Origin of the sequence: Streptomyces odontomachi, assembly GCF_024435355.1 — a bacterium.
Lineage (GTDB): Bacteria > Actinomycetota > Actinomycetes > Streptomycetales > Streptomycetaceae > Streptomyces > Streptomyces odontomachi.
Genome location: NZ_JAMJWG010000001.1, coordinates 781809 through 796088, shown reverse-complemented (window position 1 = coordinate 796088; position 14280 = coordinate 781809). Strand labels below are relative to the sequence as shown.

Here is a 14280-nt window from a genome sequence, read left to right as displayed (position 1 = left end):
GAGGCCGGGAAGCCACCGCGCCGCGGCGCCACGCCTTCCGGATCAGGAGGCCAGATCAGCCCTGTCCCCCATGACGACGACCGGGTGCTGTCTCGGGTCGAGAGTGCGCAGCAGATACCGCATTCCCGACTTGGCCAGGCTCACGCAACCCGAGGTGCCACTGCCATGGTCCATGTGCAGCCAGATGCCACCGCCTGATGCCTCCCCCTGGGGGCGGGTCGGATCCGTGGGCGGGGTGCCCCTGACGCGGTTGTAGTCGATCGCGATGACGTAGTCGAAGTCGTGCCAGTAGGACCTCGCCCAGTAGTGCGGAGCCTGGAACGAGGCAGATGCGGTGTACGGCAGCCTGGCGCCGGGATCGGGCAGCACTCCCCCCGCGTCGCTGAGCGTGAACACTCCGACGGGGCTGCGACGGTCCCCCAGATGATGGTCGGTCGTCCAGCCCTTGCTGCCGTTGTGGGCCGCCCAGGAACGCACCGAGCGCCAGACGCCGTCATGACGGACGAACAACTGCACGGTGGCCCGGTCGGAGTCCTCGCCTGCGCCGTAGACCGCGAGGACCTGGCCGGTGTCCGAAGGGATTCGCCCGCGCAGGCGCTCACCCACATAGGGGATCTGCCGAAGACCGCCGGCCCGCGCACCGCCCCGGGCATCCGCGTCACGACCCGGTCCAGCACTCACGTCGGCCCGCTGAGGTCTTCCATCGCTCCGGCCCGAACAGGAAACCGCGGCCAGCGCAAGGACTCCGCAGACCAACGAGGCGATCGCGGCTGATGCCGCACCAGATGTGCGCATGTGCCCTATGTTCCCCCAGCACGCGAGAGTCAGTCCGGCAGCGGAAGCCGACCTCGACGAATCAGGCTGTGGCCGCCGCTGCCGGACAATAAATCGATTGCTTCATGGCCGGTTGAGCCGGGAGCCTGTCACGGTTTCCCGCATTCCGCCCATCACCCCCGCCAGCGCAGGTGGCCATCGCCGTGGACGATGACGTCGCACGCCTCACCACCGGCCAGGCGCACGCCGCCGTCTCACTCATCTGTCCCGCACCGTTCTCCCTTCGCCTGCCCCGGTCCCCCTCCTGCGCCCGCTCCGACCGCCTCACCCATCCGCCCCTCCGCCGTCCGTTCCGACTCTGAGTCTGAGACACCATGCACATTCGAGATCTTCCGTTCGCCGACCCTGGTGTGCCCGATGCCCGGTCAGGCCCTCGCTTTCTGCTGTGGCTCGGCCGGAAGCAGCTGGGCGGGCAGCTGAAGTCCCTGAGCTGGGGGCTGTTGGCCTTCCTGTCCGTCTCGGCACTGCCGTACGCGGTCGGTTTCACCGTGCAGGCCGTGGTGGACCGCGATGGCGGCCGGCTCGCCCTGGCGGGAGGGTTGACCGCCCTGTGCGGACTCCTGATCGCCCTGGGCGACACGATGCTGCACCGCACCGCCATCACCAACTGGATCACCGCCGCAGCCCGAGTCCAGCAGCTGCTCTCCCGACAGACCGCGCACCTGGGATCGACCCTTACTCGCCAGGTCGCGGCCGGTGAGGTCGTCGCCGTCTCCACGGGTGACGTCGAGAAGATCGGCTGGTTCGTGGAGGCCCTGTCGCGCTTCACGGCCGCGCTGGTGACCGTCGTCGCCATCTGCGTCGCCCTTGCCGTCTACCAGCCGGACCTCGGCCTCATCGTGGCGGCCGGAGTGCCCGTGCTCGCGCTCGCCGTGCTGCCGCTGCTCCCCCACGCGACCCGCCGTGCCGATGTCCAGCGGACCAAGGCCGGCCGGGCGACCGAGCTGGCCTCCGACACCGTTGCGGGCCTGCGGGTGCTGCGCGGCATCGGCGGTGAGGAGCTCTTCCTCACCCGCTACCGCCACGCTTCCCAGGAGGTTCGCAAGGCTGCCGTGCGCAGCGCCCGCATGTGGTCGCTGATCTCGATGGTCCAGGTGCTGCTGCCCGGGGCGCTGCTGATCCTGGTTGTCTGGCGCGGCGTGCACCTCGCCCACGAAGGCCGTATCTCCGTCGGGGAGCTGGTCACCGTGTACAGCGCCGTCTCCCTGCTCAATTTCCCCTTGCGGCACTTCGAGGAGATCGCCATGGCGTACTCCTTCTCCCGACCGTCGGCGAAACGGACGGCCCGGGTGCTGTCGCTTGAGCGGGTCACGGACGCCGTCGGATCACGCGCCGCGGAGCTCCCGTCCGGGGATCTCGCCGACCCGCTCACCGGGCTGCTCGCGCCCGCGGGCCGGTTGACCGCCGTGGTGTGCGGTGACCCGGACGTCGCCGGGCGACTCGCCGAACGACTCGGTGGACACGCGGTGTCCGACGCGGCCGACGACGCGCCCGAGCCGCCGTCCGTGCTGCTCGGCGACGTGCCCCTCGACGAACTGCCGCTGGACACCGCCCGCACCGCCGTGCTCGTCCAGGACAAGGATCCGGTCCTGCTCTCCGGCACCCTGCGAGAGCTGTTCGACGTCCCCACCACCGGCTCGGTCTCAGCCGACGACGCCCTCACCGCCGCCCAGTGTTCTGACGTCCTCGATGCGGTGTTGCAGGGCGCACCGGGCACCACGGACCCGATGGACGCCCACATCACCGAGCGCGGCCGTTCCCTGTCGGGCGGGCAACGGCAGCGTCTCGCGCTGGCCCGGTCGCTGGCCACGGACCCGCAGGTGCTGGTCCTCGACGAGCCGACCTCGGCGGTGGACTCCCACACGGAGGCGCGGATCGCCAGCGGCCTGCGCACGGTGCGGACCGGTCGGACGACGGTGGTCTTCACCTCCTCGCCACTGCTCCTGGACCGCGCCGACGGGGTCGTGCTGATCCATGACGGGAAAGTACTGGCGACCGGCACGCATCGCGAGCTGCTGACCGGCGAGCCCCGGTATCGAGCCGTGGTGACCCGGGAACCCGATGCCGAAGCCGCCCCTGCGGGCGACGGCGGCCGTGCAGCGGCGGTCTCAGCCGCGCCTGCCGTGCTCCCGGAAACCAGCCACCACCCCTCCGTGGACGGCGAGACATCCCGCGGCCTCGCGCCCACCGGCCGGACCAGCGCGGTTCCCTCCGCAGCACCCTCGGCACCGGACAGCGCCCGCTCGACGCAGTCCGGCCCCGGACGCACGCCGACGGGCCCGAGCGGCCGGCCGCACGTGAGCACGGCGGAAGAGCTGACGGACCTGGCAGACCTGACGGACATTGAGGAGACGGCATGATCGGCCTGGCGCCCCCGGCCTACGATCCGGCGGCACCGAAGACGGCGCACACCCTGCCCGTCGGTTCCACGGCCACGGTACGGGCCTATGTCGGTGTGCTGTTCCGCAGGCACCGGCAGGCGTTCGTGGTACTCATCGGGGCGAACGCACTCGCGGTCATCGCCTCGATGACGGGCCCCTACCTGCTGGGCTCGCTCGTCCAGAACGTGTCGAACGACGCCGGAATGCACGACATGCACCTCGGCCGGATCATCGCCCTGTTCTCGGTGGCACTCGCTGTGCAGGCGTACTTCGTACGGCAGGTGCGGCTGCGCGGGGCCGTGCTCGGCGAGCGGATGCTGGCGGACCTGCGTGAGGACTTCCTCGTCCGGTCCGTAGCCCTGCCGCCGGGGGTACTGGAGCGGGCCGGTACCGGAGATCTGCTGTCCCGGATCACCACGGACATCGACCGTCTCGCCAACGCGATGCGGGAAGCCGTGCCCCAGCTGGCGATCGGTGTCGTCTGGGTCGGTCTGCTGCTCGGCGGGCTCGCGGTCACCGCGCCGCAGCTCGCTCCCGCGGTGCTGATCGCGGTGCCGCTCCTGACGGTCGGCTGCCGGTGGTACTACCGGCGCGCGCCGTCCGCCTACCGATCGGAGGCCGCCGGGTACGCCGCCGTGGCCGCCGCACTCGCCGAGACCGTCGACGCGGGGCGGACCGTGGAGGCGCACCGGCTGGGTGCCCGCCGTGTGGAGCTGTCCAAGAAACGGATCAGCCAGTGGACGGCCTGGGAGCGATACACCCTGTGGCTGCGCTCGGTGCTCTTCCCCGTCGTCAACATCACGCATGTGACCGTGCTCTGCTCGGTCCTGATGGTCGGTGGGGTGTTCGTCCTGCACGGTTGGATCGGGGTGGGTCAGCTGACGACCGGCGCCCTCATCGCCCAAATGCTGGTCGATCCCGTGGGCCTGATCCTGCGCTGGTACGACGAGCTCCAGGTCGCTCAGGTCTCGCTGGCCCGGCTGGTGGGCGTCCAGGAGATCAGCCCCGACGAGGGAGACGGCTCCCTTGCGCCCGAGGGCCGGGCGGTGCGCGCCGATGCGGTGCACTTCGGATACCGGCCGGGGCTCGATGTGCTGCACAAGGTGTCGCTGGAGATCCGGCCGGGGACGAGGCTGGCTCTGGTGGGACCGTCGGGGGCGGGGAAGTCCACGTTGGGCCGGCTGCTTGCCGGGATCTACGCGCCCCGAGACGGGCGGATCACCCTGGGCGACGCCGAGCTGTCCCGGATGCCCGCCGAGCAGGTCCGCGCGCATGTTGCCCTGGTCAACCAGGAGCACCATGTGTTCGTCGGCTCGCTGCGCGACAACCTGCGGCTGGCCCGCCCGGACGCCGACGACACCCGGCTGTGGGCGGCGCTGAACGCGGTGGACGCGCAGGACTGGGCTGGCGGCCTGGAGAACGGGCTCGACACCGAGGTCGGCTCGGGCGGGCACGCGCTCACCCCCGCCCAGGCCCAGCAGATCGCGCTGGCCCGGCTGGTGCTCGCCGACCCGCACACCCTCGTCCTGGACGAGGCGACGTCCCTGTTGGACCCGCGTGCGGCACGGCACCTGGAGCGTTCCCTGGCCCGCGTCCTGGACGGGCGTACGGTGGTGGCGATCGCACACCGGCTGCACACCGCGCACGATGCCGATCTGATCGCGGTCGTCGAGAACGGCCGTATCAGCGAGCTGGGCAGCCATGACGCGCTGGTGGCAGCTGACGGGGCGTACGCGGCGCTGTGGCGGTCCTGGCACGGCTGACCGCCACCCGGGCGGCTCCGCGACCGGCGGCCGCCGCCCGGCCCGTGTCACCACGTTCACGGGTGCCGGCGCACTCGGATGGATCAGATGAAGTTGAGCGCGGCCATGCAGCCCACCCCGCCGAGCACCATGAACGTCGGCATGAGCACCTTGAGCTCCACCCAGCTGCCGGCCCGGAACCGCATCGCCTTGGGCGGCCCCACCGGGTACCAGCGCCTGCGGCCCACCGGGATCGGCCACAGTATCGGGCAGCCGGAGACCGTCAGGGCGTCCCCGATGTCGTGCATCAGGGCACCGAGCACTATGGGCAGGCCGAGCCACAGGTACTCCTGGCCGGGGGCGGTGAACAGCCAGTCGGAGCCGTTCCCCGGCTTGTCCAGGATCCCGGCGAGGATCCAGGCGCTGGTCGCCGCGAGCAGCCACACCAGCACGTCGCTGCTGGACCCGCGGGCCGCCCGCCACAGCAAACCCTCGATGGCGAGCACCATGTGTATGAACAGAATGGCCAGTACCGCCCAGCGGCCGCCGAGGATGGCCAGGGCCGAGGATCCGGCGCCGACCAGCACCGCCCAGACCCAGGTGTGGGTGAGCGTGCGATGTCCGCCGTTGCGACGCGGGTCGCCCTTCATCCGGGTGGCCTTGTAGACGCCGTAGGAGAGCTTGTCGACGATCTCGCACACGCCCCGCGAGATGGGCCCGAAGGCTCGCGAAATGGTGGCCGACTTGTGGTCCAGGTCCGGGGCGAGCGCAGCTCCGGCGCAGATCAGGGCCCCCACGAGCAGGACCGGCCATGGCATGGTGTGCCCGGCGGCTGCCGCGGCCGCGCCCACCCCCAGCCAGGCCGCTGCTCCAGACAGTGAGTGTGCCGGTCCCATCATGGTTGCATCCCGCCCTGTTTCCCTTGTCCGCCTGTGCAGTTGTCCGCGATCGATGACGTTCCGTCGGCGCATCAGCGTAGCGTTCGCGATCTTCGCATGGCCGACCGATTCTTGGATCGGGAGGGTCGGCGGGCAAGATGGGGGTGTGACCCTCATCGATCAGCTGCCGAAGACCGCCGACCCCGACGCCTTGTACGAAGCCTTCGAGTCGTGGGCCACCGAGCGCGGTCTCACGCTCTACCCGCATCAGGAGGAGGCGCTGATCGAGGCGGTCTCCGGGGCGAACGTGATCGTGTCGACGCCCACCGGCTCCGGCAAGAGCATGATCGCGGCGGGGGCGCACTTCGCCGCGCTCGCCCGTGACGAGGTCACGTTCTACACGGCACCGATCAAGGCGCTGGTGTCGGAGAAGTTCTTCGAGCTCTGCAAGCTCTTCGGCACCGAGAACGTGGGCATGCTGACCGGTGACGCCTCCGTGAACGCCGACGCCCCGGTGATCTGCTGCACCGCCGAGGTGCTTGCCTCCATCGCGCTGCGCGACGGGGCTCAGGCCGACGTCGGCCAGGTGGTGATGGACGAGTTCCACTTCTACGCGGAGCCGGACCGGGGCTGGGCCTGGCAGATTCCGCTGTTGGAGCTGCCCCAGGCGCAGTTCATCCTGATGTCCGCGACGCTCGGCGACGTGTCCATGTTCGAGCAGGACCTCACGCGCCGCACCGGCCGCGAGACGTCGGTGGTCCGCTCGGCGACGCGTCCGGTGCCGCTGTCCTACGACTACCGGCTGACGCCGCTGACGGAGACGCTCACCGAACTGCTCCAGACCCAGCAGGCACCGGTCTACATCGTGCACTTCACACAGGCCCAGGCCGTCGAGCGCGCCCAGGCGCTGATGAGCATCAACATGTGCTCGCGTGAGGAGAAGGACCGCATCGCCGAGCTCATCGGCAACTTCCGCTTCACCACCCGGTTCGGACGCAACCTCTCGCGGTACGTCCGGCATGGGATCGGCGTCCACCATGCGGGGATGCTGCCGAAGTACCGGCGCCTGGTGGAGAAGCTGGCGCAGGCCGGTCTGCTGAAGGTGATCTGTGGGACGGACACGCTGGGCGTGGGGGTGAACGTGCCCATCAGGACGGTGCTGTTCACCGCGCTGACGAAGTACGACGGCAACAGGGTGCGGGTGCTGCGGGCACGGGAGTTCCACCAGATCGCCGGGCGCGCGGGCCGGGCTGGATTCGACACGGCCGGATACGTGGTGGCGCAGGCCCCCGAGCATGTCGTGGAGAACGAGAAGGCGCTGGCGAAGGCCGGTGATGATCCGAAGAAGCGCCGCAAGGTGGTCCGCAAGAAGGCGCCCGAAGGGTTCGTCAACTGGTCGCAGAGCACCTTCGAAAAGCTCATCTCCTCCGAGCCGGAACCCCTCACGTCCCGCTTCCGGGTCACCCACACCATGCTGCTGTCGGTGATTGCCCGCCCCGGCAACGCCTTCAAGGCCATGCGCCGGCTGCTGGAGGACAACCACGAGCCGCGCAAGCAGCAGCTGCGGCACATTCGGCGGGCCATCGCGATCTACCGTTCGCTGCTGGACGGCGGCATCGTCGAGAAGCTGGAAACCGCGGATGCGGAGGGCCGGATCGTCCGGCTGACGGTGGATCTCCAGAGGGACTTCGCCCTGAGCCAGCCGCTGTCGACGTTCGCCCTGGCCGCCTTCGAGCTGCTCGATCCGGAGTCGCCCTCCTACGCTCTGGACATGGTGTCCGTCGTCGAGTCCACGCTCGACGACCCCCGGCAGATCCTGGCTGCCCAGCAGAACAAGGCGCGCGGTGAGGCGGTGGCCGCGATGAAGGCTGACGGGGTGGAGTACGAGGAACGCATGGAGCGGCTCCAGGACGTCACCTACCCCCAGCCGCTCGAAGAACTGCTGATCCACGCCTACCGCACCTACCGCCGGAGCCATCCGTGGGTGGGCGACCATCCGCTGTCGCCGAAGTCCGTCATCCGTGACATGTACGAGCGGGCCATGTCCTTCTCGGAATTCGTCTCCTTCTACGAGCTGGCGAGGACCGAGGGGATCGTGCTGCGCTACCTCGCGAGCGCGTACAAGGCGCTGGACCACACGGTGCCCGATGATCTGAAATCCGATGATCTTCAGGATCTGATCGCCTGGCTGGGTGAGATGGTCCGGCAGGTCGACTCCAGTCTGCTCGACGAGTGGGAGCAGCTCGCCAATCCGGCGGAGATGACGGCCGAGGAGGCACAGGAGAAGGCCGACCAGGTCAAGCCGGTCACCTCGAATGCGCGTGCCTTCCGGGTGCTGGTCCGCAATGCACTGTTCCGGCGCGTCGAGCTGGCGGCCCTCGACCAGGTCGGGGAGCTGGGCGAGCTGGACGAGGAGTCCGGTTGGGGCGCCGACGCGTGGGGCGAGGCGATGGACGCCTACCGGGACGAGTACGACACCCTCGGTACCGGGCCGGACGCCCGTGGGCCGAGGCTGCTGATGATCGAGGAGGATCCTGGGCACGGGGTGTGGCGCGTCCGCCAGACGTTCGACGACCCCAACGGCGATCATGACTGGGGCATCAGTGCCGAGGTCGATCTCGCCGCGTCCGATGCAGAGGGCCGGGCGGTCGTCCGCGTGACGGACGTCGGTCAACTGTGAGGTGCAGGCCCGCACCCCCGGCGGACCGGTCCCGGAGGCCGTGCTCCGCCCCGCAGACAGGAGAGCATCAGCCATGACGAATCCGGCGGAGCGGCTGGTCGACCTACTTGACCTGGAGCAGATCGAGGTCGACATCTTCCGCGGCCGCAGCCCCGACGAGTCCCTGCAACGGGTCTTCGGCGGCCAGGTCGCGGGGCAGGCCCTGGTGGCCGCGGGCCGCACCTCGGACGGCGATCGGCCCGTGCACTCCCTGCACGCGTACTTCCTGCGCCCGGGCAGGCCCGGGGTGCCGATCGTGTACCTGGTCGAGCGGGTACGCGATGGACGCTCCTTCACCACCCGGCGGGTCACCGCCGTGCAGCAGGGCCGGACGATCTTCAATCTCACCGCTTCCTTTCACAAACCCGAAGAAGCCACGTTCGAACACCAGCTGCCGTTGCCACGCGAGGTTCCCGACCCCGAGCAGCTGCCGACGATCGGTGAGGAGATCCGTGAGCACCTGGGGGCGCTTCCGGAGCAGCTGGAGCGCATGGCCAGGCGCCAGCCCTTCGACATCCGCTACGTGGACCGACTGCGCTGGGCTCCGCAGGAGATCAAGGACGCGGAGCCGCGTAGCGCGGTGTGGATGCGAGCGGTCGGACCCCTGGGCGACGACCCCCTCGTGCACACCTGTGCGCTCACCTACGCGAGCGACATGACCCTCCTCGATGCCGTACGCATTCCCGTGGAGCCGCTGTGGGGGCCCCGGGGCTTCGACATGGCGTCGCTGGACCACGCGATGTGGTTCCACCGGCCGTTCCGCGCGGACGAATGGTTCCTCTACGACCAGGAGTCACCGATCGCGACCGGCGGGCGCGGGCTGGCTCGTGGCCGCATCTACGACCGGTCGGGGCATCTGCTGGTCTCGGTCGTGCAGGAAGGGCTGTTCCGGCCGCTCTGAGCCGGGCCGGTCTTGGGACGCGGGCAGTGGCCAGCAGCAAGCGTGTCGGTGACGTGGCGCCGTGAGCTACGTCAGCGAGGGGCTGCGCCCAGAGCCTTCCTCACCTGGCCGCCGCCGGCCACGACGGAGCCGGCCGATCGGCCATCTCCGCCCCCTCGGCCTTCTTCGTCCTCCGGGAGGCCTGCCCGTCAGCTCGTCAGCGCCCGTCGGCTCATCAGGGGCAGTGCCCTCACCGGGCGGCTCGACCTGGGTCGCGCCCCCGGCCAGTTTCGCCCTCGCCTGGCCTGCGGCTCCCGGCTCCGACCAGCCGGCTGATCCCGCCTCCGCCGCGCTGGCGCCGGACCCTTCGTCGTGCCACCTCCTGTGGAACTGCATCCCCGGGGCGGGTCGGGGAACTGGCTGCGTCTTCCTTGCCTCGGCTACACCGAGTGACAGGCTTGCCCGCAGCCAGGCGATCTCCTCTGGATCGTCCGCTTTCAACAGATCGTCGACGGCCTGGGCGGCGAGCGAGTCGGGCGGGTACGCATCAGGCCGCTCGGGGCTCAACCAGGCCAGATAAGCGCGCTCATGCGGATCCCTGACGACATCCGCGACCTCGTCCTCCTCGAGCAGGGAAGCCGGAACGGCGGCACGTGACCAGGCGTCCTCGGCCAACCGCATCAGAGAACCGGCGTGCCTGCCCCGCCAGTTACGGGCGCGCAGGTCGGCGCCGCCGTTCAGCTGGGTCCTCATGCGCTCCGGCAGCCGGTGGGTGAGCAGGCTCTCGTGGCCCTCGTCGGCCGCGAAACTCTTCACTTCCTCTGCCAGGTACTGCCAGACCACGGTGCGGTAGCGATTGACGTAGTAGGTGGCCGGGGCCAGCAGACCGAGGCGGGCCAACTTGGTGAACCTGACGGTGGTGATGCCAAGCTCGGCGGCGCCCTGCGGGGCACTGACGGTTCGAAGACTCTCGCGCAATGCCTCGAAAGAGCCGTCCGGCGCGCGCAGCCGGTCGATCTCGGTACGGTCCACCCGACGGCGCGCCCTGGCCATGCCGGGGGGCTCCGGTCCCTGGGAGGGCTCGGTGACGGTGCGGATGCGTCCCAGTCGGACGGCGAGGTCGATTTCGCCGCGCTTGAGCCCCAGCTCGCGTGCCGCACGGCTCAGGGTGAGCCTCGCGGAAAGAGCCGGGCGCTGCTCGGTGGGCGCGCCAGGGCCCGTGCTGGTCTTGCCTGTCATGTCGGTCTCCCCCGTGCAGGTGACCGATCGAGAAGGCGTCGGTCACGGGAAAACCGTAACCGCAAAGTCACGTAACGTGTCGAGCCTGTGGATAACTCTGAGGCCAAGCGTATTTTCGCTGGTCAGATGGGGTCAGTGATCAGCTGACGCGTGCTCATGATGGCGGGGGTCCACTTCAAGATGCTCCCCCACGCGATGAATGAGCAGGGTCATCTCGTAGGCGATCTGGCTGATGTCAGCCTCGGCAGCGCTCAGCACGCAGAGGCAACTGCCCTCTCCTGCGGCGGTGACGAAGAGCAGGGCGTCATCGAACTCCACCATGGTCTGCCGGACCCGTCCGGCGCGGAAGTGGCTCCCTGATCCCTTGGCCAGACTGTGCAGCCCCGACGAGACCGCCGCCAGGTGTTCGGCGTCCGCATGCTTCAGGCCGGTGCTGGTGCCCGTGACGAGTCCGTCATTCGAAAGCACCAGCGCGTGCCGCACATATTCGACGCGGTGGATCAGATCGTCCAATAGCCAGCTGAGGCCCTTGTTCTGAGGCATCCGCGATCTCCCCGCATCGTGTGTCCGCTGGCCGTCTGCCCCCGGCCGGAGGATCTGTCTGCCAGCCTTCACCACCCTCGGCGGTCCAGCAAGCAGGATGGGAGTATGGCATTCAAGATGACCGACGAGGAATGGCGGGCCTTCATCTCGCAGGGCACGCGCACTGCCACGCTGTCGACCGTGCGGTCCGATGGCAGTCCGCACAGCGCGCCTATCTGGTTTCTGCTCGACGGCGACGAGATCGTCTTCAACACCGGCAAGGAGACCGTCAAGGGCCGCAACCTCGCCCGGAACGACCGGGTCAGCCTGTGCGTCGACGACGCCCGGCCACCGTTCTCCTTCGTCGTCCTACAGGGCCGTGCCGCCCTCTCGGAGGACCTGCCGGAGATGCGGGTCTGGGCGACCAGGATCGCCGCCCGCTACCTGGGCGAGGACAAGGCAGAGGAATTCGGGGCACGCAACGCCGTCCCCGGAGAGCTCCTCGTGCGAGTGCGGATCGACAAGGCGGTGGCGATGGCGGACATGGTGGGCTGATCGGTTCGGGTGTCCTACCGCGACGGCGCTCCGCACGACACCCCCCCAGGGCGTGGCGGTGCACGACGTCCCTACGCCATGCACCGCCATGCCATGCGCCAGGATGAGGCGCATGAGTGACGACCATGCACAGCTACGGGAGGACCTCGCACGCGTCCGGGAGTTCTTCACGTCTCGCGCCGCCGGCTGGGACGCCAAATTCTCCGGCGACGGCCCCGCGTACCGCGCTGCGGTGGCCGAGTTGGCGCTGCGCTCGGGCGACCACGTCCTTGATGCGGGATGCGGCACCGGTCGCGCTCTGCCCGCGCTGCGGGAGGCGGTCGGCGCCCAGGGCACGGTGCTGGGCGCCGACCTCACACCGGCGATGATCGACACCGCGGTGGAAGCGGGGCGGCACGTCTGTGGACAGCTGCTGGTCGCGGACGTCGCACGGCTACCGTTGCGCTCGGAGGTGCTCGATGCGGTGTTCGCGGCCGGGCTGATCTCCCATCTGCCACGTCCCGAGGACAACCTCCGGGAGCTGGCCCGGGTGGTGCGGCCGGGAGGACGGCTTGCGCTCTTCCATCCGGTCGGGCGAGCGGCGCTCGCGGCCCGGCAGGGGCGCCAGATCACGCCCGATGACCTGCGGGCCAAGCAGCACCTGCGGCCGCTGCTGGCACGTTCCGGCTGGCGCATGACGTCGTACGTCGACACGGACGCACGCTTTCTGGCCCTGGCGACACGGCAGCTTTGACCGTCGGCAACGTTTCCTCTTCCGTGCCTCCACACGGCGACCCGACCAGGGCTTCAGGCCCGTGCAGTGCCCAGCGGGTGCCGGGAGGGGGCGGCCCCCTGAAAGTCCCGGGAGGCGGGGTGCCAGAATTTCCGGAGCGATGCCCTCCGCCCATCGGTCCCCCGGTTGTCCGACCAGCCGGACAGATGGACCGTCATGCGCACCGCTGGACAACATTCCTGGTCACCGCCCTCGACGCGCTTGTCAACGAGTGGTTAGGGTGCGCCGACGAAACAAAGCACTGGGGAGGATGCATGGCCGTGACGGATGACGCTGCCGTCGCCGCCGGAGACGAAGCGCTGTATGTACTGACTGCGGTGCTGCTGACGCCCGCGCAGTTCCCGAGCGTGCTCGGCGACGACTATCCAGAGGCCTGTGGGGCTCTCGGTCTCGTGCCTGACCCGGACGGCTATGGGCTTGTACTCGGCCAGGACGGTTCGGGCGCCCGGTGGACGGTCGTCGTGGACGATGTGTCCCTGGTGGCGGTCGCCATCGCCTCCTGGGACTGCGGTATGGAGTATGACCTGTCACCCGACGAGCGTTCCATCATCGACGCCCTGCCCGGCTGGCCGCTCGACCTTGCTGTCTCGGCGCCGGGCGTACCGGCCCCGCACGATCCGGAGCCGGACCCCGAACGCTCGGAACGTTCTCCTTTGACTCCCCCGGACACCAGCATCTGGGGACCCGCCCAGCGGCGGCTGGGCGCCGATGAGATCGCCCTGCAGTGGGCGGCCTGGCGGGAACGGATCGACGACACCGACTTCGCCACAGAAGGCGACTCGGTGTCCGACGACGAGGACGGCGGGACGAAGGCGGATGTAGCCGAGGACGCGGGCGACGAATCGGGCACGCCGGCGGGGCACACCGACATCCAGCGTGTCCTCGCCGAGGCCCGTACCTATGTGGCGGACCCGCCGCCGCTGGGACGCGTACGGTCCTCTTTCGCGCCCGGTGAGGCGCGGACGCTACGGGCGGACGGCCCCGGGTGGTCGATGGTGGCCCGGACGGACGACATCGCCTTTCTGCTCCTCGACGACAAGCCGGGCGAGGTACTGCCCGTGGGACGCGGCCCAGAGCTTCCGGCGCTGCTGGAAGCGCTCGACAAGATGGCGGTACGGCCCACCTGAGAGCGCCCGCTCGGCAGGGCGGCGGTACGCGGTCCGGACTGCAACGACGTGTGCCGTAGGGACGACGTGTGCCGTAGGGACGCGGCAGGCCGAGCCTGAGCGTGGTCACGTGGAGGCCGCTGTGCCGGTGCTACCTGGAGCAGCGGCCGGACGGCCTCGCGCGCGGGGCAGCACCCGCGCCCCGGGCACCACCCCGGGCACCACCCACGCGCCGGGCACGGTCGCCGCCGGTCGGCCTCGGGCAGCACGGGGCCGGCGTGGCCGCCACGGGACGGTCCTGAGTCGCCTGAGGTCCCCAGATACCCGGCCTTGTCTTCGGGGAGGGAAGGATCCCGCCCCGGATCGGCCGGGCAGCCGCTGTCGCCCCTGCCCGGACCGCCGATGTCTCTGCCTACCGAGCTACTTCCGGGCTCTCAGCGGCCCAACTGCTTGCGGCTGACTCGCCGAAGCCTGCGCCGCTGCCCGGGATCCAAGGTCAGATAGGCTGCGGCGGGAACGCCCAGCACTATGAGAAGCACGGCCCAGAAGGGCAGCCAGATCAGCAGGATGAGCCCGACCGCAACACCTCCCGCTGCGACCTTCGCCCTGTTCGACATGTGTGTCGCCTCCTTCGCGGCGGGTGCCGCTCTCT

At 70.0% G+C, this 14280-nt stretch carries 12 protein-coding genes; 7 read left to right on the top strand and 5 right to left on the bottom strand.

Annotated features, from left to right (window positions below; genetic code table 11):
* Positions 1 to 42: 42 nt before the first annotated feature.
* The gene (locus NQO67_RS03305) at positions 43 to 795 is read right to left on the bottom strand and encodes a L,D-transpeptidase family protein (RefSeq protein WP_255946112.1); all 753 of its coding nucleotides are present in this window, start codon (positions 793 to 795) and stop codon (positions 43 to 45) included.
* 353 nt (positions 796 to 1148) lie between these two features.
* On the opposite strand from NQO67_RS03305, the gene NQO67_RS03300 reads away from it, so the two are divergent.
* Together NQO67_RS03300 and NQO67_RS03295 are read left to right on the top strand one after the other, a co-directional pair.
* On the top strand, positions 1149 to 3194 hold the full coding sequence (locus NQO67_RS03300; protein WP_255946110.1) for an ABC transporter transmembrane domain-containing protein: 2046 nt from the start codon (positions 1149 to 1151) through the stop codon (positions 3192 to 3194).
* The gene (locus NQO67_RS03295) at positions 3191 to 4978 is read left to right on the top strand and encodes an ABC transporter ATP-binding protein (protein WP_255946108.1); all 1788 of its coding nucleotides are present in this window, start codon (positions 3191 to 3193) and stop codon (positions 4976 to 4978) included. Before NQO67_RS03300 ends, NQO67_RS03295 begins: the two co-directional genes overlap by 4 nt.
* 83 nt (positions 4979 to 5061) lie before the next feature.
* Here NQO67_RS03295 and NQO67_RS03290 read toward each other — a convergent pair whose 3' ends face one another.
* Positions 5062 to 5856 carry a metal-dependent hydrolase gene (locus tag NQO67_RS03290; protein ID WP_255946106.1) on the bottom strand — a complete coding sequence of 265 codons (795 nt, stop codon included), beginning with the start codon at positions 5854 to 5856 and terminating at the stop codon, positions 5062 to 5064.
* Positions 5857 to 5908: 52 nt separating this feature from the next.
* On the opposite strand from NQO67_RS03290, the gene NQO67_RS03285 reads away from it, so the two are divergent.
* Together NQO67_RS03285 and NQO67_RS03280 are read left to right on the top strand one after the other, a co-directional pair.
* The gene (locus NQO67_RS03285) at positions 5909 to 8515 is read left to right on the top strand and encodes a DEAD/DEAH box helicase (protein WP_255946104.1); all 2607 of its coding nucleotides are present in this window, start codon (positions 5909 to 5911) and stop codon (positions 8513 to 8515) included.
* Between the two features lie 73 nt (positions 8516 to 8588).
* A complete protein-coding gene (locus NQO67_RS03280; RefSeq protein WP_255946102.1) occupies positions 8589 to 9455 on the top strand; it encodes an acyl-CoA thioesterase in 867 nt (288 codons plus the stop codon).
* A 66-nt stretch (positions 9456 to 9521) separates the two neighbouring features.
* Here the strand turns inward: NQO67_RS03280 and NQO67_RS03275 are convergent, their stop codons facing one another.
* Both NQO67_RS03275 and NQO67_RS03270 read right to left on the bottom strand, forming a co-directional pair.
* Positions 9522 to 10673 (bottom strand): DUF6397 family protein, encoded by a 1152-nt coding sequence (locus tag NQO67_RS03275; protein WP_255946100.1) that lies wholly within the window; start codon positions 10671 to 10673, stop codon positions 9522 to 9524.
* Between the two features lie 132 nt (positions 10674 to 10805).
* Positions 10806 to 11216: a roadblock/LC7 domain-containing protein gene (locus NQO67_RS03270; RefSeq protein WP_255946098.1), complete on the bottom strand. Its 411-nt coding sequence runs from the start codon at positions 11214 to 11216 to the stop codon at positions 10806 to 10808.
* Between the two features lie 105 nt (positions 11217 to 11321).
* Between NQO67_RS03270 and NQO67_RS03265 the strand changes: the two genes are divergently transcribed.
* The 3 genes from NQO67_RS03265 (at position 11322) to NQO67_RS03255 (ending at position 13649) form a co-directional block, all read left to right on the top strand.
* Complete coding sequence (locus tag NQO67_RS03265) at positions 11322 to 11750, top strand: PPOX class F420-dependent oxidoreductase (protein ID WP_255946096.1); 429 nt, start codon at positions 11322 to 11324, stop codon at positions 11748 to 11750.
* Positions 11751 to 11862: 112 nt separating this feature from the next.
* The gene (locus tag NQO67_RS03260) at positions 11863 to 12483 is read left to right on the top strand and encodes a class I SAM-dependent methyltransferase (protein ID WP_374118890.1); all 621 of its coding nucleotides are present in this window, start codon (positions 11863 to 11865) and stop codon (positions 12481 to 12483) included.
* 293 nt (positions 12484 to 12776) lie between these two features.
* Positions 12777 to 13649, top strand: a complete 873-nt coding sequence (locus tag NQO67_RS03255; RefSeq protein WP_255946092.1) for a hypothetical protein — start codon at positions 12777 to 12779, stop codon at positions 13647 to 13649.
* 413 nt (positions 13650 to 14062) lie between these two features.
* On the opposite strand, the gene NQO67_RS03250 is transcribed toward NQO67_RS03255, so the two are convergent.
* On the bottom strand, positions 14063 to 14245 hold the full coding sequence (locus tag NQO67_RS03250) for a tail-anchor membrane protein (RefSeq protein WP_255946090.1): 183 nt from the start codon (positions 14243 to 14245) through the stop codon (positions 14063 to 14065).
* Positions 14246 to 14280: the final 35 nt, after the last annotated feature.

Coding starts and splice junctions, on each gene's coding strand:
- NQO67_RS03305 (WP_255946112.1), bottom strand. CDS start 795: ATGCGCACATCTGGTGCGGCATCAGCCGCGATCGCCTCGTTGGTCTGC.
- NQO67_RS03300 (WP_255946110.1), top strand. CDS start 1,149: ATGCACATTCGAGATCTTCCGTTCGCCGACCCTGGTGTGCCCGATGCC.
- NQO67_RS03295 (WP_255946108.1), top strand. CDS start 3,191: ATGATCGGCCTGGCGCCCCCGGCCTACGATCCGGCGGCACCGAAGACG.
- NQO67_RS03290 (WP_255946106.1), bottom strand. CDS start 5,856: ATGATGGGACCGGCACACTCACTGTCTGGAGCAGCGGCCTGGCTGGGG.
- NQO67_RS03285 (WP_255946104.1), top strand. CDS start 5,909: ATGACGTTCCGTCGGCGCATCAGCGTAGCGTTCGCGATCTTCGCATGG.
- NQO67_RS03280 (WP_255946102.1), top strand. CDS start 8,589: ATGACGAATCCGGCGGAGCGGCTGGTCGACCTACTTGACCTGGAGCAG.
- NQO67_RS03275 (WP_255946100.1), bottom strand. CDS start 10,673: ATGACAGGCAAGACCAGCACGGGCCCTGGCGCGCCCACCGAGCAGCGC.
- NQO67_RS03270 (WP_255946098.1), bottom strand. CDS start 11,216: ATGCCTCAGAACAAGGGCCTCAGCTGGCTATTGGACGATCTGATCCAC.
- NQO67_RS03265 (WP_255946096.1), top strand. CDS start 11,322: ATGGCATTCAAGATGACCGACGAGGAATGGCGGGCCTTCATCTCGCAG.
- NQO67_RS03260 (WP_374118890.1), top strand. CDS start 11,863: ATGAGTGACGACCATGCACAGCTACGGGAGGACCTCGCACGCGTCCGG.
- NQO67_RS03255 (WP_255946092.1), top strand. CDS start 12,777: ATGGCCGTGACGGATGACGCTGCCGTCGCCGCCGGAGACGAAGCGCTG.
- NQO67_RS03250 (WP_255946090.1), bottom strand. CDS start 14,245: ATGTCGAACAGGGCGAAGGTCGCAGCGGGAGGTGTTGCGGTCGGGCTC.